A 19,783-nucleotide genomic window follows, 5' to 3' on the forward strand; every position below is an offset into this window, starting at 1 on the left:
CTCGCGGCACCCGGAGGCGCCTATGAAGCTTACTTGCCGAACTGGCGATACTTCTCGTTGCCGACGAAGCCGAACTTGGTCACGCCGGACAGCTTGATGTCCTGCAGCACCTTGGCCGAAATGTCGTAGCTTGCGAGTGCTTCGGGCTCGAACTGCAGTTCGGGCTCGGTCGCCATGCTGGTCGTCTCGGCGAGCAATGTAACCAGCTGGCCCTCGGTCACCGGGGTGCCGTTCCACAGGATCTGGTCCTGTGCGGTCAGAATCAGCTTGTTCTTGATCGGATCGACGACAACATCCGTCGGCGGCGGGTTACCCTGCGGCAGATCGATATCGACCGAGTGGGTGGCCACCGGGATGGTAATGATGAACATGATCAGCAGAACGAGCAGAACGTCGATCAGCGGCGTCATGTTCATGTCGAGCATCGGCTCGCCGTCGAGTTTGCCTCCGGCCATACCCATGTCAGTTACTCCTTAAATCGCTTGAAACCGGATCAGCCGTTCGGATCGACCGGGTTCGAGATGAACCCGACAGTCGGATAGCCGGCTGCCTGCACGTTGTAGATTGCGCCAGCCACGCAGCGCCACGGCGCGTTCACGTCGCCGCGGATGTGAACCTGCGGGATCAGATCGGGTTCCGCCATGATCGCCTCGGGTCCGCCTGCGCGGGTCACGATATTGTCGAGCCGATTGAACGCCTGATCATACAATTCTTCGGACGTCACCGGAGTGATGTTGTTGAAGTAGACCCGGCATTCGCCCGAGCGCGCCGCGCCTTCGAAGCCCGGTTCCCCGGCGCTGCGCCCAGCGGCATCGGTGGTGCTGATCGTAAGCAGCAGGTTTTCCACCTTGTCCTTGGATTCGACTGATTCGAACACCGGAATTTCCAGCTTCTCGATCGTCTGAATCGCCACGGGCACTGCGATGAGGAAGATGATCAGGAGCACCAGCATCACGTCCACCAGCGGCGTGGTGTTGATGTCGGACATCGGGGTTTCCCCGCCTCCCGTCGAAATCGCCATTGTGAATTCCTACCTTGTCAAAACATTGACTTGAGATTTTGCCCTGAGGCATTCCGGCGCCCTATCCTGCCGTGGCAGGATATTGGCCGGAGGACTGGCAGGAGCGCCTGTGAAGGCCGCTCCTGCCACGTCCGGCATTGGCGATCAGGCCTTGGTGGCCGTGGCCGGCTTCGCAGCGGGCTTAGCAGCCGGAGCCGCGTGAACCACCGGCTTCACCGCGCCGTTCGAGTTGATGTAGGCGAGGATGTCGGTCGAGAAGCTGTTCAGCAGCTCAGCGATCCGGCGGTTGCGCGACTGCAGCCAGTTGAACGAAAGCACCGCGGGAACCGCGACGACCAGACCGATCGCGGTCATGATCAGCGCTTCACCCACGGGGCCCGCGACCTTGTCGATCGAAGCCGAACCGGCGATACCAATGTTGATCAGCGCGCGGTAAATCCCGATCACGGTGCCGAGCAGACCGATGAACGGCGCGGTCGCACCGACCGATGCGAGGAACGGCAGACCGCCGGCCAGCACCGCGTTGATCGAATCTTCCGAACGCTGCATCGAACCGTGCATGTAGTCATGCGATTCGAGGCTGTCGGTCATCTTGCCGTGTTCGTCCTGCGCCTTGACCGCGTCATCGGCGAGCTGGCGCCATGCGCTGTCCTTTTCCAGCTTTGTCGCGCCTTCACGCAGGCTGCCCGCACGCCAGAACCCGGTCTGCACGGCCTTGTACTGCTTCATGATCTTGTTCTGCTCGAACAGCTTGGTGAACAGGATGTAGAACGAACCGACCGACATGATGATCATCACGGCGAGAATGGTCCAGGCGACGGGGCCGCCTTCCTTCATGGCTTCGACGAAGCCGAACTTGTTTGCGGGGGCTTCGGCACCAGCGGCGAGAATCATAAGGTTCATTGCGAGTAGTCCTCTTGAAAGAATTGTCCTGGTGGTCGCGGCCACTCCACCGGGCCGAGACCGTATTGAGCCGTCAGTTCAAACGATAGGTAATCCGCGTCGAATACGTGTCCGAAGTCGGGTTTCCGGCAGCATCCAGTGCCGGATCGAAACGTGCGTAACGCTCCATCCCCTGACAAGCGGCCGCATCGAGGATGCTCGAACCGCTTGAAGCGGTGACCGAACAACCTGTGGCGCGGCCATCGGCGGTCACGGTGACGCGAACTCCCACCGTACCCTCGATTTCCTCACGCAGGGCGCGAGCCGGATAGTTTTCCTGAATACGGCCAGCCCAGCTGCGTTCGTTCTTCGTGCGCGCACCACGGGCCTTGGATGGCGCGGGCGGCGGCGCAGGCGGTGCGACAGGAGCAGGCGGCGGAATCCGCAGTGCCGGCGGTGACGGCGGCGGAATGGTCGGCTGCGTCTGAATCGGCGGCGGTGCCGGGGCGATGTTGATCGGTGGTGGCGGAGCGACCGGAGGTGGCGGTGCCACGTCCGGCTGCTCTGGCGGCGGCTCGTCGGGTTCTTCCGGCGGCGGTGGCGGTTCCTCGATGTCGATCGTGGTGACCCGCTCGATCTCCTTCTTGATGGCGGAGATAGTCAACCCGAAGACGAGAGCAAGAATAAGCCCGACATTGATCGCCACGGCAATCACAATGCCTGCGATCTTGCTCCCGGTCATTTTTTGTTGGTCAGCGTAGGCCATCCAGCGCTTTCTCTCCAAGTTCAGGCCGGACGCTGGGCCCGGCAAATTCCTGACCTGTCAGCCAAGCACGCCGACAGGCAGATCCGTAGATTTCGGTCCTCCCACACCGGGATCGAACTGCGAGCGCGCTTGTGCGAGTTTCGCAAGTGTCCAACCCCGACTGGCACGTCCTGCACCCGATTGCGCCAAAGCGTCAATCGGGACAATGCGCAACCATCCTCATCGCGCAGGGAGTGTCCCCAAGCCTGCACGGCGAGCACTCGGGGCTTTAACGGGCAACCCCTACCCAATCAAACGCTTTATCGGTTCAGTGCGGATTCACTGCGCGCAATGTCCTATGTTCCCTGCTAGGATAAGGACGAATGGACAGTAGATGAAGGCTGTGATGAAGCGATTGGTTAAACGACAATTAAGATTTGTTTTCAAATATCTGATGGTACCGCCGGCGGTGGCGATGGGGCTTGTCATGAGCCCCGCTCCGACGCTTGCACAGACCGCATCGGCGCCTGCCGCCAGTGCGCCCTCGGGGCCGACTTATGCCGATCTTGTGACCCTTGCGGATGCTGCCGATCTGGTAATCCGGGCGCAGATTCGCCGGCAGACCGCCTTGAAAGACGACCGTGCGCCCGGGCTCGAACCCGGATTCGCGCGGTTGTATATCGAAGCGCGCACGGTCGCGCTGATCGCCGGGCGGAACGCCGTGGGCGAGACCCTGGCCTACCTTGTCGACGTCCCGCTCGATGCCAAGGGCAAGGTGCCCAAGTTGAAGAACCGCGAGATGGTGCTGTTTGCCGACACGGTGCCGGGCCGCGCGGGCGAGGTGCGGCTGGTGAACCCCAATGCCCAGCTGCTCTACAGCCCCGAACTGGAAGCGCGGCTGCGTCCGATCCTGACCGAACTCTACGCGCCCGATCTTGCGCCGCGCGTCACCGGGATAAGCGATGCGCTGGCCGTGCAGGGTACATTGACCGGCGAATCGGAGACGCAGGTGTTCCTTGCGACCGAAGACCGCTCGCCGATTTCGATAACGGTCCTGCGGCGACCCGGCCAGCAGGTGCAATGGGGTGTTTCGTGGGGAGAGATCATCGATTCCTCCGCGCGTCCGCCGGCTCCGGAAACCTTGCGCTGGTATCGTCTCGCCTGTTCGCTGCCGGCGCAACTGCCGAGCAGCGCCAACCTGGCGCGTGAACCGGAGGAGCGGCGGTTGGCGGCGAACGATTATGCCTTCGTCATGGCGGCGCTCGGCCCGTGCGAGCGGCGCATCACCAGCGGCGGCTAAGCGGCATGGCGGGTTGACCCTGCGCGGGCGCAGGTTAAGCGCCGTCCCGGATTATTCCTGGAGGCCCGCTTGACCAATTCCGCCCCTGTCCCCTTGCGTATAGCCATCGCCGGTCTCGGCACTGTCGGGGCGGGCGTGATCCGTCTGCTCGAAACCAATGCCGGCATCATCGCTGCGCGCGCCGGACGGCCAATCGAAGTGGTGGCCGTGAGCGCGCGCGACCGGGGCAAGGATCGCGGTGTCGATATCGCTCCGTTCGCGTGGGAGGACGACATGACCGCGCTCGCCCGGCGCGATGATGTCGATGTGGTGGTGGAGCTGGTCGGCGGCTCTGATGGCCCGGCGCTGGCCCTGTCGCGTGCCGCGCTGAGCGCGGGCAAGGGGCTCGTCACCGCCAACAAGGCGATGGTCGCGCATCACGGGCTGGAATTGGCCGAGATCGCCGAAGCCAACAACGCCGCGCTGAAGTTCGAAGCGGCTGTCGGCGGCGGCATTCCGGTTATCAAGGGCCTGCGTGAAGGCACCAGCGCCAATGCGCTGACCAAGGTTTACGGCATCCTCAACGGCACCTGCAATTACATCCTGTCGACCATGGAATCGACCGGTGCGGATTTCGGCGAGGTGCTGGCCGAGGCGCAAGCGCGCGGCTTTGCCGAGGCCGACCCGGCGTTCGATATCGAGGGTGTGGACGCGGCACACAAGTTGGCGATTCTCGCCGCCATCGGGTTCGGCACACGGATTGATTTCGTCGGCGTGCGGGTGAGCGGCATCACCCAGGTGCGCGCATCCGACATCGCGCAGGCCGATGCGCTGGGCTTCGTGATCCGGTTGATCGGGGAAGCGGATGTCGAGGACACGCCCGATGGTGCGCGCTTGCTTCAGCGTGTGCGGCCCTGTCTGGTGGTCAAGGGCCATCCCTTGAGCGCGGTCGATGGCCCCACCAACGCGGTGGTGGCCGAGGGCAATTTCGTCGGCCGCCTGCTGTTTCAGGGCGCAGGCGCAGGCGACGGGCCGACCGCCAGCGCTGTCGCCGCTGACCTGATCGATATCGCCCGTGACGAAGTGGGCGCACCTTTCTCGATCCCCGTAGCGCAGCTTGCAGCGCTGCCGCCTGCCGAACCCGGCCACCGTACCGAGCGCACCTATATCCGTTTCATGGTCAAGGACCGCCCCGGCGTGCTCGCCGAGCTCACCGCCGCGCTGCGCGACGGCGATGTCTCGATCGAGAGCCTGATCCAGCAGGGCCGCAGCAGCGGCGGAGGGGAAGTGATGGTGGCGATGGTTACTCACGAAGGGCCGGAGCGCTGCGTTGTGAAGGCGCTGGAGCTGCTCGAAGGTTCGGACAGCCTGACCGGCGATCCGCTGGTGCTGCCGATCCTGCCGCTTTAGTTTTCTGGCGGAGATTCGGGCAGGCCGAGGTGCGCCTCGATCCGGGCGCGTTCTTCGTCCGATAGCGGCGCCATATCCTCTTCCAGAGGCGGCAGGCCTTGCGCCACACGCTCTGCGTCCGATCCCGCAGGCGGGGGCGGGATCGCCTCGACATCCACGATCAGCGCCGGGGGCTTCGGGCAGGGCGGGATCAGGCACAGCCCGCCGATGCTGGCAGGCCCGCGAAAGATGCCGGGGCCGGCCACGTCGGGCGGCGGGATCGTGTTTGCCCCTTGCGTGCGTTCGGCATAGCGCCTCAGCCATGCCGCGCGGCTGCCGCTGTAATGTTGTGAGGTATCGACTTCCAGTTGCCGGCAGACCACGATCTCGCCCGAGATATCCCCCGCTTCGCGCTGATCCTCGCATTCCTTCACCACTGCCGCGGTCGGCGCTTCGGGTTGGGGCGGCTCGGCGCGGATATCGATAACCGGCGGCGGTTCGGCCGCAGGAGCATCCGGGCCGAGATCGATCGGAATGCGTTCCTGCGCGGACAGCACCGGCGCATGCAGGCCCGCAGCGAGCAGGGCGGTGACAGCGAGCGCGGCGCGGACCACCCGCACGGCCTCAGTTCTTCTTCTTCGGTCGCGCCGGAACGGTTGTCTTGATCCCCATCGCCTCACGCCGGGCCTTTTCCTCTTCCTCGGACAAGTCGCCTTCTTTGCCCAGCGGTGGGAGGCCTCGGGCGATGCGATCGGCGTCGGAACCGGCGGGAGCTTTGGGCAGCGCCTCGACGTCAATGAACACCGCTGGGGGCGGCGCTCCTCCGAAACCGATCGGATTGCCATGATTGGCAATGCCGAACCCTTCGGGTGCGCGCGTTCCGCCCTTGAGCATGGTTTCCTGCGCATATCGCTTCTGCGTTTCTTCGCGATTGCCGGTCAGGGGGCTTTCGCCATTATCGCCGGTCTCGCGGCAAACCACGATTTCGCCGCTGATAGTGCCGGCATCGGCTTCGTCGCGGCATTCCTGCGCCTGCGCCTAATTGACTTCGCCGCGCGGCACCGTGACGGTCAGATTGACGCGGGAGGGCGATGGTTCTGCCGCGCCCGGCTCGGCTTCGGCAGCAGGCGGTGTCGCGGCGGTGTCATCCTGAGCGGCCAAAGGCGCGGCAATCAATGACACCATCATAAGCGATAGAGCCAACGTGCTCAGCACAAGAGCCGACAGAGCGAGAGGAAAACCCGTTACAGCGGGTGCGGCATTGCTCGACAAACCCGTCTCCATCCGCTTATGCGCCGGGGTGATCCGAAATATCGCTGCAACCAGAGCAAAAAGAGGCTGAATTGCACATGAATTCCCCAACCGATACCGACGTGCTCGCAGGCAGGCAAGCGATGACCGATAACGCGATCCAGCGCGTGCTGGTGCTGGAGATGGTCCGCGTTACCGAAGCGGCGGCGATTGCCGCGGCACAATTGATCGGGCGCGGCGATGAGAAGGCTGCCGACGCAGCGGCGGTCGAAGCGATGCGCAAGGCGTTCGACACGCTGTACATGGATGGCACCGTGGTGATCGGCGAAGGTGAGCGCGACGAAGCGCCGATGCTTTATATCGGCGAGAAGGTCGGCATGGGCAAAGGGCCGAAGATCGACATAGCGCTCGATCCGCTCGAAGGCACAACCATTACCGCCAAGGCCGGGCCGAATGCGCTCGCGGTGCTGGCGGCTGCGGAGGAAGGCTGCCTGCTCAACGCGCCGGACGTATACATGGACAAGCTGGCAGTCGGGCCGGGCTATCCCGAAGGCATCATCGATCTCGCCAAGTCGGCGAGCGATAACGTTCGCGCCGTGGCTGAGGCCAAGGGCGTGGAGCCGCGCCAGATCAATGTCTGCGTGCTCGACCGGCCGCGCCATGCCGAACTGATCGCGGAACTGCGCAGCATCGGTTGCGGGGTGGTGCTCATCGGCGATGGCGACGTGGCGGGCGTCATCGCGGTGACGGACGAGGACACCACGATCGATATGTATATGGGGCAGGGCGGCGCGCCCGAAGGCGTGCTGGCGGCAGCCGCGTTGCGCTGCGTCGGCGGGCAGTTCAACGGCAGGCTTGTGTTCCGCAACGATGACGAGAAGGCCCGCGCCCGCAAGTGGGGCATCACCGACCTTGATCGGATCTACAAGCTGGAAGATCTCGCCAAGGGCGATTGCATCTTCGCTGCGACCGGTGTGACCTCGGGCTCGCTGCTCGACGGCGTAAAGCGCCGCCGCCGCCTTACGGGCGAAGTCTACATGACCACTGAAAGCGTAGTGATGCGCGCTTCGTCTGGCACGGTTCGGTGGATCAGAGGCGAGCACCGGATCGCGTGACCGGTTGAGAAGAACGAGGGCCGCCGCAAACGCGACGGTCCTCCGTACCGTCTTCTAACAACTTTCGGTGGATCAGAGGCGAGCACCGGATCGCGTGACCGGCTAGGTCGAAGGGCGGTGAGCGGCTCACCGGGTTTCTATTACAGTTTAGTGACACCTTGCATGCCCCGGATAACACCATGGGATGTCCGGCAAAGTCGAATTTTCAGTCCCGCATTCCCGCATCAGCAGCTGGTCGTGCATGGCGGTTGTGGTTGTGGTCTGCCTTGGGCTGGTCGCTGACGTCCTGCTCACCCTCTATGCCGGCGAGACGACGACGCGGATTCTTGCGCGCATCTCGCTTGCGACCGATAACAGCATTCCCACCTTTATTGCATCGCTGCTGCTGCTGAGTTGCGCGGCTCTTCTGGCTTTGACCGCCAAGGCCGAGCAGCAGAAGCGCACGAAAAAGGTCTGGCCATGGTGGTTCCTGTCGGCGGTCTTCGTGTTTCTGGCCATGGATGAAGTTGCGATGCTCCATGAGCTCAGCGGTCAGGTTCTCGAGCGGCTAGTGCCCGCGATCCGATCACTCGGCCCGATATTCCACTACGCCTGGACCGCAATCGCCGTGCCCCTTCTCATCGGGCTGGCTGTGCTGCTGGCTCCGTGGCTTTTCGAGCTGCCGCCCAGAACGCGGCTGCTGTTCCTTTGCTCGGCGGCGCTGTTTGTGTCGGGCGCGGTCGGCGTCGAAGTAGTGAATTCGGCGATCGACGCGCAGACCACCGGGCGCAGCCTTGCTTACAGCCTGATGACGGTGTTCGAGGAGACGCTTGAATTTGCAGGGGTGCTGTCGTTCCAGTTCGCCTTGCTGAAGAACCTTGGCGAGAGCCGCTTCGATCTGAATATCGTGCTGCGCTGACACTCTGCTATTGGCGGTGCAACCGCAGCCTCTGTGGTTTCGTCTAGCGCGCTCCCGGCACAAGCGGATCCGGCCCCGCCGGAACGATGCCCGACGGATTGATGTGCGAGTGGCTTTCGTAATAGTGGTGCCGGATGTGCCGGAAGTTCACCGTTTCGGCGATGTCCTCTAACTCATAGAGCCGCCGGGTGAAGGCAGCGAGGTTCGGATAGTCGGCGATCCGGCGGATGTTGCACTTGAAGTGCCCATGATAGACCGGGTCGAAGCGGATCAGCGTTGTCCAGAGGCGTATGTCTGCCTCGGTCAGCTGCCCGCCGACCAGCCATTCTTCGCCCTCCAGCCGCTTCTCCAACTCGTCGAGCATCGTAAACAGCGGTGTCACGGCCTGCTCGTATGCCTGCTGCGAGGCAGCGAACCCGGCCTTGTACACGCCATTGTTCACCGCGTCGTATACCTGATCGTTCACCGCATCGATCTCAGCCCGGAGCGCTTCGGGATACAAATCGCGATCATTCGCGCCGCAATCGTCGAAGGCGCTGCCCAGCATGCGAAGGATGTCGGCGCTTTCGTTGTTCACGATGGTGCCGGTCTTCGTGTCCCACAGCAGCGGGACGGTGACGTGGCCCGAATAGTCCGGCTTGGCCCTGCTGTAGACCTGATGAAGGTGCTGCGCGCCGCACAGCGGATCGGGCGTCACGCATTCGCCTGACCGGAACGACCAGCCGCCCTCCTTCATCAGCCAGTGCACCACCACCAGCTCGATTGCGCCCGTAAGCCCGTTCAGGTGCCGCGCAATATTGGCCCGGTGCGCCCACGGGCATGCGAGGCTGATATAGAGCCGATAGCGCCCCGGTTCGGCCGCGAATCCGCCTGTCCCGGTCGGGCCGGGCGATCCGTCCGGTGTTATCCAGTTACGAAAGGCGCTCTCGTCGCGCTCGAACGCGCCGCTATCGGCGTCATTGTAATCCCATTTGTCGTGCCATTCGCCGTCTTTGAGGAAGCCCATGTTTCACCTTTGCGCTGTCAGAAGTTAAGCAAGGCGCGAGCGATTGGGTTCCCGAACCGGGGACCGGTATAAGGGCCGCAGCGGCCAGAGCGAGACTTGCTTGGGGCGGAGAGCGGCTCTTGATGGCACTTTCGGTTCCGGATCGCGTTTTCCCTAACACTGCGAACGAGAAGGAGCACCGCCCATGGCGACAGTCCCACCGGCCAAGCCAGATGAGATCCAGCCCGCCACCCCTCCGGAAAAGACGCCGCCGGAGCCGAACCAACCGTTCGAGCCGCAGCCGCCCGAAACCGAGCCTACGCCGCCCGATATCGACGAACCCGGACGCGGGCCGGATGAACTTCCACCCGGCGAAATGGGATAGCCGAAAGGCCTTCCCGCAGCTTTGCGCCATTTGCCCACGCGCGACATCACCCAACCCGTCGACAACCGCGCCCTTCCGCGTTGCAATTCCATGACGCCCCGCTAGGCGGGTTCCGTCACGCGCCAACCGGGGATTCGCAGCGATGAAGATCATGTCCGGCAATTCGAACCTGCCGCTTGCCCGGGCCATTGCGGCCTATCTCGAAATGCCGCTGACCGATGCCAGCGTGCGGCGTTTCGCCGATGAGGAAGTGTTCGTCGAAATCCACGAGAACGTGCGCGGTGAAGACGTGTTCGTGGTCCAGCCGACCAGCTTTCCGGCCAATGACAACCTGATGGAACTGCTGATCTGCATCGACGCGCTGCGGCGCGCTTCGGCCAAGCGGATCACGGCGGTGGTGCCCTATTTCGGCTACGCTCGGCAGGATCGCAAACCCGGCCCGCGCACGCCGATTTCGGCCAAGCTGGTGGCGAACCTGATCACCGAGGCGGGCGCTGATCGGATGCTGGCAGTCGATCTGCACGCCGGGCAGATCCAGGGCTTTTTCGATATTCCGACCGATAATCTTTATGCTGCGCCAGTGATGGCGGCGGATATTCAGGCGCGCTACGGCGATCAGGATCTGATGGTGGTCTCGCCCGATGTCGGCGGCGTGGTGCGCGCGCGGGCACTGGCGAAGCGGCTCGACAACGCTCCGCTGGCGATCGTCGACAAGCGGCGTGACCGGCCCGGCGAAAGCGAAGTCATGAACATCATCGGCGATGTTTCGGGCCGACACTGTATTCTGATCGACGACATTGTCGATTCGGGCGGCACGCTGTGCAACGCCGCCGAAGCGCTGCTGGAAAACGGCGCGAAGTCGGTCGCCGCCTATATCACCCACGGCGTGCTGTCGGGCGGCGCGGTGGCGCGGATCAACGGGTCGAAACTCAAAGAGCTGGTGATTTCGGACTCGATCCGGCCAAGCGAGGCCGCAGAACAATCCGACCGCATCCGCATCATGACCATCGCCCCGCTGGTGGGCGAGGCGATCCGCCGGATTGCGGACGAAAGCTCGGTCAGCTCGCTGTTCGATTGATGTTTGACCCTGTCGAGGTGCGCAGGCTGCTGCTCGAAGCGGCCCGCGTGCGGCAGGTGTTCACCTATGGCTCGCTTCTCAACATCCTCGGCTACGCATTCACCCGCCCGCTGATGCGCCAGCTGTGCAAGGTGCTCGACCGGATCGACGAAGATGGGCGGGCTTGCGGTGAGCCGGGACTCGCGGTGCTGGTGGTGCGCCAGTCTGACGGGCTGCCGGGGCAGGGCTGGTTCGTCGCGCGCAGCGGCATTTACGACGATCTGCCGCACGAATGGGAGGGGCCGGAGGCGCGGCGCTATACCGAGGCTCGACAGGCCGATGCGTTCAATTATTGGAAAGCGCCATGACCGACAAAGACCTCGCCCTCGCCCTGCGTCTTGCCGATGCTGCCGGAGCCGCAATCCGTCCGCTGTTTCGCGGCTCGTGGGAATCCGAACGCAAGGCCGACCGCTCCTTCGTGACGGAAGCCGACCGTGCTGCCGAAGCCGCAATGCGGCGGCTGATCGAAGCGGAGTTCTCCCGCGACGGCATCATCGGCGAGGAATACGGCACCCGCAACGAAGGCGCAGGCCGCCAGTGGGTGCTGGATCCGATCGACGGCACCACCAGCTTCATTGCCGGACGCCCGATCTTCGGCACGCTGATCGCGCTGCTGCAGGATGGGTGGCCGGTGCTCGGCATCATCGATCAGCCGATTGCGGGCGAGCGCTGGGTGGGCCGTATCGGCCAGCCGACGCTGTTCAATGGCAAGCCTGCCGCCGCCGCGCCGTGCAAGAATCTTTCCGATGCCGTGCTCGCCACCACCAGCCCGCACCTGTTCACCAATGAGGAGGCCGATGCCTTCATGTCGGTCGCCAAGCAGGTGGCGGAAAAGAAGATTATCTACGGCGGGGACTGCTACAATTACGGCCTCGTCGCCAGCGGCCATATCGACGTGGTGATCGAGGCCGGGCTGAAGCTGTATGACTACGCCGCGCTGGTCCCGGTCGTCGAAGGCGCAGGTGGGATGATGGCCGACTGGCAGGGCAATCCGCTCGACGCCGGGTCGGATGGCACGGTGATCGCACTGGGTGATCCTGCCCGGCTGGAGGATGTGCTGGAGGCGATGGGCTAGACCGCCTCCTGCCTCAAGCCTTGATTTCCGACAGCCCGCGCGATGCCTCCCGAAAAGTGATGAGCCGTCGCTGATCTTCCGCCCATAGCGCCAGCCGAACCGGCCCCAATGCTTCGCGCGCCGTGAAACGGTTCAGCGTGCGGAGAGCGGGCTTTGCATCCAGCACTTCGGGCAGGCGATAGAACGGAATGCGGCTCGCCAGGTGGTGGACATGGTGCACGCCGATATTGCCGCTGAACCAGCGCAGCGGCTGGGGCAGGTCGAGATGCGAACTGCCCAGCAGCGCCGCATCATGGAATGACCAGTTATCGGCGGAGTCCCAGTGCGCCTCTTCGAACTGGTGCTGGACGTAGAACAGCAGCACACCCAGCGATGCCGCGACGAGCAGCACCGGCAGCACGACCATCACGGTTGCGGCCAAGCCGAAGCTGTAGATCAGCCCGCCCAGAATGGCGGCAATCACAACGTTAGTCGCCATGGAACTGACCCAGTAGGTCGCCCCTTCTTTCATCAGGCCGATCGGCAAGCGGTGGCGCAGCAGGAACAGATACGCAGGCCCGATCCCGAACAGCACGATCGGATGGCGGTACATGCGGTAAAGCATGCGCTGTATCCGCGTGCCTTCGTAGAATTCGCGCACGGTCAGCGTATCGACATCGCCATTGCCGCGCGCGTCCAGATTGCCGGTGCTGGCGTGGTGGAGCGCGTGCGAGCGCTTCCAGCAATCATACGGCGTGAAAGTGAGCACGCCCAATGCCCTTCCGGTCCAGTCATTGCCGAGCCTGCCGGGCAGAAACGCACCATGCCCGCAATCATGCTGGATGATGAAGATCCGCAGCAGAAACAGCCCTGCCACCGGCACCAGCGCAAGCGCCAGATAGATGCCCGATTGCACCGCGAACAGCATCGCGGCCATGATGCCCACAAATGGAACCAGCGTGATTGCCAGTTCCCAGAAACTGCGTGCGGGGTGGGCCTTGGCGAAGATTTTCAGCTCACGCATCAGCGCTCGCGGATCAAGCGCAGCGGTGCCAGCACGCTCTGCGCAATCGGGATTTGTCATCAAATTCTTTCTTGGTCGGGAGGATTCGCGGTTCTGATAGAAACATCTTTGCCGTAGAGATAGCTTGCTTGGAAGCGGTTTCCAGAGGTGGCCGTAATTCTGTCAGAAGTCCGCGCCGGCTTCAACGCCGCCTTGATCCATGCGCCGCAAAACTCTTGCCATTCACCCCTCGCTTGCCTAAGCGCGCGCACTTCACTGACACGAATCAATCAGCCTGCCTGGCGACAAGGGCTGCCATGGCCGGTTCCGACGTGTCTCAATCAGGAGATGAAAATGCCCAAGCTGAAGACCAAGAGCGGTGTGAAGAAACGCTTCAAGATCACCGCCACCGGCAAGGTCAAGCACGGCGTCGCTGGCAAGCGTCACCGTCTGATCAGCCACAATGCGAAGTATATCCGCCAGAACCGCGGCACTTCCGTCCTGTCGGCCCATGATACGCCGACGATCAAGAAGTGGGCGCCGTACGGGCTCGATTGATGCGGCGGGCCATTGGCCCCGCGTCCTCAAGATAAGGATATACTAGTATGCCACGCATCAAACGCGGTGTTACCACCCGCGCCAAGCACAAGCGGATTCTCGACCAAGCCAAGGGCTATCGCGGTCGCCGCAAGAACACGATCCGCGTCGCCCGTCAGGCGGTCGAAAAGGCCGGGCAGTATGCCTACCGCGACCGCAAGGTGAAAAAGCGCACGTTCCGCGCCCTGTGGATCCAGCGCATCAACGCTGCCGTCCGCATGGAAGGCCTCACCTATTCGCAGTTCATGCACGGCATCAAGCTGGCCGGGATCGAGCTTGACCGCAAGGCGATGGCCGATCTCGCGATGAACGAAGGCGGCGCCTTCAAGTCGGTGATCCAGCAGGCGAAAGCCGCTTTGCCGGCATAAGACAGCGCGGGGCAACCCGGCGAGCAGATAGGGGCGGGCTCTTTCGAGGGCCTGCCCCTTTTGCGTTTCGGCGACCGCCCGCTTCGCGATTGTAGAAACCCGTCATCGGTCTTGTATAAACACGCCATCTGCGCGTATCTGAAGATATGGGTGACAATCGGCAGTTCCAATCCGCCCCATCGGCGACCCGGTCAGGCGGATACAACCTGATCGCCGAATTTCGTGACCCGCCAGCGCAATTCGAGGGCTGCTTCACCACCTTTTACCATGTTTCACTCGATATTGGCCCGGACCGCGCGCCGCTTACCGATTACCTGCAGCCGGAATGGGGCAACATTCGCTTCTTCTGCGGCGGCACGCCCGAGGCGGTGATCGGCGAACAGCGGGTGGCGGGGGCGAGGTTCGTGGCGACCGGGCCAAGTACGCTGCCGTGTCGGTTCACCGTGGGGGCAATGCGGATGTGGGGCGTGGGGTTCCTGCCGCTGGGATGGGCGCGGTTCTTCGATGCCGAGGCGAGCGCCTGCGCCAATATCGTGTGCGCTGGTGCCGACCACCCCGCCTTCACCCGCTTCGCCGACCTCGACGAATCGTTGTGCGATCCCGAAGCCACGCTCGATGAACAAAATGCCGCGCTGGTCGCAACCATGGCGCGGCTCATGCGTCCGACTCGCGACGACGCGCGCATCCGCCGCGTCCACACCGCGCTGGTCAGCGGCGAACAAGCTTCGGTCCACGATTTGGCCGATGCCTGCGCCATGAGCATCCGTACGCTCGAACGCGTGTGCGCGCGGTATTTCGGCTTCTCGCCCAAGCTGCTCATGCGGCGCCAGCGCTTCATGCGCAGCCTGGCGACGTTCATGCTCCACCGCGGCAGCCGCTGGACCGAGGCGATCGACGATCACTACCACGATCAGGCGCAGTTCACCCGCGAGTTTCATGCATTCATGACCATGAATCCGAGCGAATATGCCGCGCTCGATCACCCGATCCTGACCTCGTTTATGGAAGCGCGCTTGCGGGCTCGGGGAAGCGCTGCTCAGACACTGGATACGCCGCAGGACAGCAACTGACCGGCAATTGCCGCACAATGACAGGCCCAAACCCGGTGCGGCCATGATCCGCGACCGGGCCTTCGTCCCCGATTTAAGGGATTGCCGGGCGGCATGCGTATTGCCCAATGTCGCCATCGCATTTCACGGGGGGAACAACAAAAGATGCATGCTGCCTGGGGCCAGTCGGTCAATATGCGCTATAGCATGCCTGGGGCTTCGCTGCAGCCGTTCGTCACGGCCTATTATTGCGCCGATGTCACTTGCTCTCCGCGGGACGCGTGGTTGGAGGATTACCTCCATCCCGAATGGGTCAATCTGCGGTTTCTGCTGAATACCGAAGCTCAGTCGGTGATCGGCGCGGGGGAATTGCAGCACTGTTCCGACTTTACCGTCACCGGGCCGACCAGTCGCGCTTCGCGCTTTCGCATGCGGTCGGGGCGGGTCTGGGGGATCGGCCTTCTGCCCGAAGGGTGGGCCGCGTTGCTTCCGGCGCAGGCCGGGGATTATGCCGACCGCCTGGTCGACGGGCTGGCCGATCCGGTCTTTGAAGACTTCGTGCTGCTGGTGCGCGCACTGGCAGCGAGCGAAGGAGGGTATGCGCAAGAGCTTGCGCTGATCGAGGCGCATATGGCGGCGCTGTTCGCGCAAGCCTTGCCGGTCGACCCGGATATCGCCGCCCTGACCGCTGCGCTGGTCGATCCGAAACTCGTCGCGGTGGCCGAACTTGCCGGGCACCTTGGCATGACCACCCGCTCGCTCGAACGATTGTCGCGCCGTGCCTTCGGCTTTACGCCCAAGCTGCTGCTGCGCCGGCAGCGGTTCCTGCGCAGTCTTGCGCGCTTCATGCTCGACCCTTCGCTCAAATGGCTCGGGGCGCTGGACGACCTCTATTATGACCAATCGCATTTCGTGCGCGACTTCCGGTGCTTTATGGGGATGAGCCCCTCGGCTTATGCCAAGCTTGATAAGCCGCTGCTGATCGCCGCGGCGCGGGCGCGCATGGCGGTGGCAGGAGAAGCGATGCAGGCGCTGCACCGACCGGTCGGATCGGGCGCGCTCCAGGCAGGATAGCGCGACTGGTGCTTTGCAAAACCCGCCATTTGCCGCTAGCGGACGCGCGCGTGCACCGCGCCAGCCGATACGACAGGTCATGACTGATATTGAACGCCAGAAACAGGCCGCGCTCGCCGCGATCGCCGAAGCCGCTAACCTTGATGCGCTTGAGGAGCAGCGGCTTGCCGCGCTCGGCAAGAAGGGTTGGGTCAGCCTTGCTCTGAAGACGCTCGGGGGCATGAGCCCGGACGAACGCACCGCAGCGGCACCCGCGATCCAGAGTGCGCGCGCCGCAATTGCCGATGCGATCGAGGCCAAGAAAGCCGCGCTCCAAGCCGCCGAGCTCGAAGCGCAACTGGCGCGCGAAACGCTCGACCTGACGTTGCCGGCTGGGGCCGCGCCGAAAGGCTCGGTGCATCCGGTCAGTCAGGTGATGGACGAACTGGCCGAAATCTTCGCCGATTTGGGCTTCGCGGTCGCCACGGGGCCGGAGATCGAGGACGACTGGCACAATTTCACCGCGCTCAACATGGACGAAACCCACCCGGCGCGGGCGATGCACGACACGTTCTATTTCCCGGACCGCACTTCTGAAGGCCGGGAAATCCTTTTGCGGACCCACACCTCCCCGGTGCAGATTCGTTCGATGCTGGACCAGGGCGCACCGATCCGGATCATTGCGCCGGGCCGGGTCTATCGCAGCGACAGCGACGCCACCCATACGCCGATGTTTCATCAGGTCGAAGGTCTGGTGGTCGACCGTGACATTCATCTCGGCCACCTGAAATGGACGCTGGAGACCTTCTTCAAGGCTTTCTTCGAGCGCGAGGATATCGTGCTGCGGCTGCGCCCGTCCTACTTCCCCTTTACCGAGCCCAGCGTTGAGGTCGATGTCGGCTATTCCAACGAAGGGGGCCGCAGGGTCGTTGGCGGGCACGGCGATTCGCCGGGCCATGCTTGGATGGAACTGGGCGGCAGCGGGATGGTGAACCGCCGCGTGCTTGAATTCGCCGGGATCGATCCAGACAAATATCAGGGCTTTGCCTTCGGCTTGGGCATCGACCGCATCGCCATGCTCAAATACGGGATGAACGATTTGCGCGCCTTCTTCGACGGCGATCCGCGGTGGCTGGCCCACTATGGCTTCAATCCGTTCGACCAGCCGACATTGTCTGCCGGGGTGGGAGCGAAAGCATGAGGTTTTCGCTAACCTGGCTCAAGGATCACCTTGAAACCTCTGCCACTGTCGCCGAGATCTGCGATGCGCTGAATGCCATCGGGCTCGAGGTTGAGGGCGTCGAAGACCCGGCGGACAAGCTGGCGGGTTTCCGCGTCGCCCACGTGCTGTCCGCCGCGCGCCATCCCGATGCCGACAAGCTGCAGGTGCTCACCGTTGATACCGGAGAGGGCGATCCGCTGCAGGTCGTATGCGGCGCGCCCAATGCGCGGGCCGGGATGAAGGGCGTGCTGGGGCTTCCCGGCGCGACCGTGCCCGCCAACGGCATGGTGCTGCGCAAAAGCGCGATCCGGGGCGTCGAATCCAACGGCATGATGTGCTCGGTGCGCGAGCTGGAACTGGGCGAAGATCATGACGGGATCATCGAACTGCCCGATGACGCGCCGGTGGGGGCCAGCTTTGCCGATTACCACGGCGCATCGCCGGTGATCGAGGTGGCCGTGACCCCCAACCGCCCCGATTGCATGGGCGTCTACGGCATCGCGCGCGATCTTGCGGCGAAGGGACTGGGAACGCTGAAGCCGATCGCGACACCCACCTTCACTGCGGCAGGGGCATGCCCGGTCGAAATCTGCACCGACGATCCTGAAGGCTGCCCGGCGTTTTACGGGCGCGTCATCAAGGGCGTGGCCAATGGCGCTTCGCCCGATTGGCTACAACAGCGGCTGGGAAGCGCGGGTCAACGCCCGATCTCGTTGCTGGTCGATCTGACCAATTACCTGATGCTGGGCTTCGGTCGCCCTGCGCACGTCTATGACCTCGCCAAGCTTTCGGGCGCGGTGGTCGCGCGGCGCGCGAAGAATGGCGAGCAGGTGTTGGCGCTCAACGAGAAGACTTACACGCTCGATCCCGAGATGGTCGTGATCGCCGATGATGTGCAGGTGCACGATATCGCCGGAATCATGGGCGGCGAGGATTCGGGAGTGTCGGAGGCGACCATCGATGTGCTGCTCGAAATCGCCTATTTCGATCCCGCACGGATCGGCGCGACCGGGCGCAAGCTTGGGCTGTCGTCTGACGCACGCACGCGGTTCGAACGCGGGGTCGATCCCGAATTTCTGGACGACGGCCTCGATCTGCTCACCGGACTGATTGTCGAACTGGCGGGCGGCGCCGCCAGCGACGTGGTGCGCGCTGGTTCGCCGCCGAGCGACGCCAAGGTGATCGCGTTCGATCCGGCGTTGACACTTCGCCTCGGCGGGGTGGAGGTGGCTGAGGCTGAGCAAAAGCGCATTCTCGAAAGCCTCGGCTTTGCTGTGGGTGAGGGTTGGCAGGTGACCTGCCCGCTGCGCCGCCACGATATCGAAGCCACTGCCGATCTGGTCGAGGAAGTCGTGCGTATCCACGGTCTCGACGCAGTGGCGAGCGTCGCTTTGCCGCGCGCTGGAGGCGTCGCCCGCCCCACTGCCACGCCGCAACAGAAGCTCGAACGCGGCTTGCGCCGTGCCGCCGCCGCGAGCGGTCTGAACGAGGCGATAACATGGTCATTCCTGCCCGAATGGGCGGCGGAGCATTTCGCTTTCGACCAGCCGCTGTGGGTGCTCGCCAACCCGATCAGCGAGGACATGAAGGCGATGCGCCCCTCGCTGCTGCCTGGCCTGCTGATGGCAGCCAAGCGCAACGCCGATCGCGGTGCGGCATCTTCGCGATTGTTCGAAATCGGGCGGCGCTATTTCCGCTCCGGCAATGGTCTGAGCGATGAAAAGCAGACGCTCGGCACCGTGCTGGCGGGGGAAAAGGCGGAGCGCGGCTGGCAGGCGGGCAAGGCCAAGGTGTTCGACGCCTATGATGCCAAGGCGCTGGCGCTTCAGCTGCTCGAAGCGGCTGGGGCTCCGGTCGCGAACCTGATGGTGATGGGAGAGGCGGGCGCGCAGTTCCACCCCGGCCAGTCGGCTACCCTCAGGCTCGGCCCGAAGGTGGTGCTGGCGCGTTTCGGCATGGTGCACCCGGCAACGCTCAAGGCGTTCGATGTGGATGGCCCGATCGCGGCGGTCGAGTTGTTCCTCGACGCTATCCCGGCCAAGAAGAACGCCGCCTTCGCTCGCCCCAGCTTTGCCCCGCCCGCGCTGCAGGCGGTGACCCGCGATTTTGCGTTCCTTGTGCCTGAAGCGCTTGCAGCAGGTGATCTTGTACGCGCCGTGCAAGGCGCCGACAAGGCGGTCATCACCGGGGTTCGCCTGTTCGACGTGTTCGCCGGGCAGGGCGTGCCGGAAGGCCACAAGTCGCTTGCCGTCGAAGTCACGATGCAGCCGTGCGAGTCCAGCTTCAAGGATGCCGACCTGAAGGCACTGGCCGAAAAGATTATCGCTGCCGCTGCCAAGCTGGGGGCCGAATTGCGCGGCTGATGCCAGC

At 63.8% G+C, this 19,783-nt stretch carries 22 protein-coding genes; 15 read left to right on the top strand and 7 right to left on the bottom strand.

Annotation, left to right across the window (positions count from 1 at the left end; all coding sequences use genetic code 11):
* Positions 1-29: 29 nt before the first annotated feature.
* The 4 genes from J3454_RS10255 to J3454_RS10270 form a co-directional block, all read right to left on the bottom strand.
* The gene (locus tag J3454_RS10255) at positions 30-461 is read right to left on the bottom strand and encodes an ExbD/TolR family protein (protein WP_349513662.1); all 432 of its coding nucleotides are present in this window, start codon (positions 459-461) and stop codon (positions 30-32) included.
* 32 nt (positions 462-493) lie between these two features.
* Positions 494-1,021 carry an ExbD/TolR family protein gene (locus J3454_RS10260; RefSeq protein WP_349513663.1) on the bottom strand — a complete coding sequence of 176 codons (528 nt, stop codon included), beginning with the start codon at positions 1,019-1,021 and terminating at the stop codon, positions 494-496.
* Positions 1,022-1,165: 144 nt separating this feature from the next.
* The gene (locus tag J3454_RS10265; RefSeq protein WP_349513664.1) at positions 1,166-1,924 is read right to left on the bottom strand and encodes a MotA/TolQ/ExbB proton channel family protein; all 759 of its coding nucleotides are present in this window, start codon (positions 1,922-1,924) and stop codon (positions 1,166-1,168) included.
* A 73-nt stretch (positions 1,925-1,997) separates the two neighbouring features.
* Complete coding sequence (locus J3454_RS10270) at positions 1,998-2,669, bottom strand: energy transducer TonB (protein WP_349513665.1); 672 nt, start codon at positions 2,667-2,669, stop codon at positions 1,998-2,000.
* 466 nt (positions 2,670-3,135) lie between these two features.
* Here J3454_RS10270 and J3454_RS10275 point away from each other — a divergent pair, with 466 nt between their 5' ends.
* A complete protein-coding gene (locus tag J3454_RS10275; RefSeq protein ID WP_349513666.1) occupies positions 3,136-3,948 on the top strand; it encodes a hypothetical protein in 813 nt (270 codons plus the stop codon).
* Positions 3,949-4,017: 69 nt separating this feature from the next.
* Positions 4,018-5,337 (top strand): homoserine dehydrogenase, encoded by a 1,320-nt coding sequence (locus tag J3454_RS10280; RefSeq protein ID WP_349513667.1) that lies wholly within the window; start codon positions 4,018-4,020, stop codon positions 5,335-5,337.
* On the opposite strand, the gene J3454_RS10285 is transcribed toward J3454_RS10280, so the two are convergent.
* Positions 5,334-5,936: a hypothetical protein gene (locus tag J3454_RS10285; RefSeq protein ID WP_349513668.1), complete on the bottom strand. Its 603-nt coding sequence runs from the start codon at positions 5,934-5,936 to the stop codon at positions 5,334-5,336. The two genes, J3454_RS10280 and J3454_RS10285, sit on opposite strands and share 4 nt — an antisense overlap.
* Here J3454_RS10285 and J3454_RS10290 point away from each other — a divergent pair.
* From J3454_RS10290 to J3454_RS10300, 3 genes are all read left to right on the top strand, one after another.
* A complete protein-coding gene (locus J3454_RS10290; protein WP_349513669.1) occupies positions 5,905-6,495 on the top strand; it encodes a hypothetical protein in 591 nt (196 codons plus the stop codon). The two genes, J3454_RS10285 and J3454_RS10290, sit on opposite strands and share 32 nt — an antisense overlap.
* Before the next feature lie 170 nt (positions 6,496-6,665).
* Positions 6,666-7,682, top strand: a complete 1,017-nt coding sequence (gene glpX, locus J3454_RS10295) for a class II fructose-bisphosphatase (RefSeq protein WP_502878578.1) — start codon at positions 6,666-6,668, stop codon at positions 7,680-7,682.
* Positions 7,683-7,866: 184 nt separating this feature from the next.
* The gene (locus J3454_RS10300; RefSeq protein WP_349513670.1) at positions 7,867-8,580 is read left to right on the top strand and encodes a DUF8692 domain-containing protein; all 714 of its coding nucleotides are present in this window, start codon (positions 7,867-7,869) and stop codon (positions 8,578-8,580) included.
* A 43-nt stretch (positions 8,581-8,623) separates the two neighbouring features.
* On the opposite strand, the gene J3454_RS10305 is transcribed toward J3454_RS10300, so the two are convergent.
* The gene (locus J3454_RS10305; protein ID WP_349513671.1) at positions 8,624-9,586 is read right to left on the bottom strand and encodes a glutathione S-transferase family protein; all 963 of its coding nucleotides are present in this window, start codon (positions 9,584-9,586) and stop codon (positions 8,624-8,626) included.
* Positions 9,587-9,770: 184 nt separating this feature from the next.
* Here J3454_RS10305 and J3454_RS10310 point away from each other — a divergent pair, with 184 nt between their 5' ends.
* From J3454_RS10310 to hisN, 4 genes are all read left to right on the top strand, one after another.
* Positions 9,771-9,950 carry a hypothetical protein gene (locus J3454_RS10310; protein ID WP_349513672.1) on the top strand — a complete coding sequence of 60 codons (180 nt, stop codon included), beginning with the start codon at positions 9,771-9,773 and terminating at the stop codon, positions 9,948-9,950.
* A gap of 142 nt (positions 9,951-10,092) precedes the next feature.
* Complete coding sequence (locus J3454_RS10315; RefSeq protein WP_349513673.1) at positions 10,093-11,028, top strand: ribose-phosphate pyrophosphokinase; 936 nt, start codon at positions 10,093-10,095, stop codon at positions 11,026-11,028.
* The gene (locus J3454_RS10320) at positions 11,028-11,375 is read left to right on the top strand and encodes a ribose-phosphate pyrophosphokinase (protein ID WP_349513674.1); all 348 of its coding nucleotides are present in this window, start codon (positions 11,028-11,030) and stop codon (positions 11,373-11,375) included. The genes J3454_RS10315 and J3454_RS10320 overlap by 1 nt, the downstream gene beginning before the upstream one ends.
* Positions 11,372-12,142: a histidinol-phosphatase gene (gene hisN, locus J3454_RS10325; RefSeq protein ID WP_349513675.1), complete on the top strand. Its 771-nt coding sequence runs from the start codon at positions 11,372-11,374 to the stop codon at positions 12,140-12,142. The genes J3454_RS10320 and hisN overlap by 4 nt, the downstream gene beginning before the upstream one ends.
* A gap of 13 nt (positions 12,143-12,155) precedes the next feature.
* On the opposite strand, the gene J3454_RS10330 is transcribed toward hisN, so the two are convergent.
* A complete protein-coding gene (locus J3454_RS10330) occupies positions 12,156-13,205 on the bottom strand; it encodes a fatty acid desaturase (RefSeq protein WP_349513676.1) in 1,050 nt (349 codons plus the stop codon).
* 273 nt (positions 13,206-13,478) lie between these two features.
* On the opposite strand from J3454_RS10330, the gene rpmI reads away from it, so the two are divergent.
* The 6 genes from rpmI (at position 13,479) to pheT (ending at position 19,776) form a co-directional block, all read left to right on the top strand.
* Positions 13,479-13,682 carry a 50S ribosomal protein L35 gene (gene rpmI / locus J3454_RS10335; protein ID WP_054119415.1) on the top strand — a complete coding sequence of 68 codons (204 nt, stop codon included), beginning with the start codon at positions 13,479-13,481 and terminating at the stop codon, positions 13,680-13,682.
* A gap of 47 nt (positions 13,683-13,729) precedes the next feature.
* A complete protein-coding gene (gene rplT, locus J3454_RS10340) occupies positions 13,730-14,089 on the top strand; it encodes a 50S ribosomal protein L20 (RefSeq protein ID WP_349513677.1) in 360 nt (119 codons plus the stop codon).
* A 146-nt stretch (positions 14,090-14,235) separates the two neighbouring features.
* On the top strand, positions 14,236-15,159 hold the full coding sequence (locus J3454_RS10345; RefSeq protein WP_349513678.1) for a helix-turn-helix domain-containing protein: 924 nt from the start codon (positions 14,236-14,238) through the stop codon (positions 15,157-15,159).
* Positions 15,160-15,345: 186 nt separating this feature from the next.
* The gene (locus tag J3454_RS10350) at positions 15,346-16,212 is read left to right on the top strand and encodes a helix-turn-helix domain-containing protein (RefSeq protein WP_349513679.1); all 867 of its coding nucleotides are present in this window, start codon (positions 15,346-15,348) and stop codon (positions 16,210-16,212) included.
* A 79-nt stretch (positions 16,213-16,291) separates the two neighbouring features.
* The gene (pheS, locus tag J3454_RS10355) at positions 16,292-17,392 is read left to right on the top strand and encodes a phenylalanine--tRNA ligase subunit alpha (RefSeq protein ID WP_349513680.1); all 1,101 of its coding nucleotides are present in this window, start codon (positions 16,292-16,294) and stop codon (positions 17,390-17,392) included.
* Positions 17,389-19,776: a phenylalanine--tRNA ligase subunit beta gene (pheT, locus tag J3454_RS10360; RefSeq protein WP_349513681.1), complete on the top strand. Its 2,388-nt coding sequence runs from the start codon at positions 17,389-17,391 to the stop codon at positions 19,774-19,776. Before pheS ends, pheT begins: the two co-directional genes overlap by 4 nt.
* The last annotated feature ends 7 nt before the right edge of the window (positions 19,777-19,783 follow it).

It is taken from the genome of Erythrobacter sp. NFXS35 (assembly GCF_040148725.1).
GTDB lineage: Bacteria > Pseudomonadota > Alphaproteobacteria > Sphingomonadales > Sphingomonadaceae > Erythrobacter.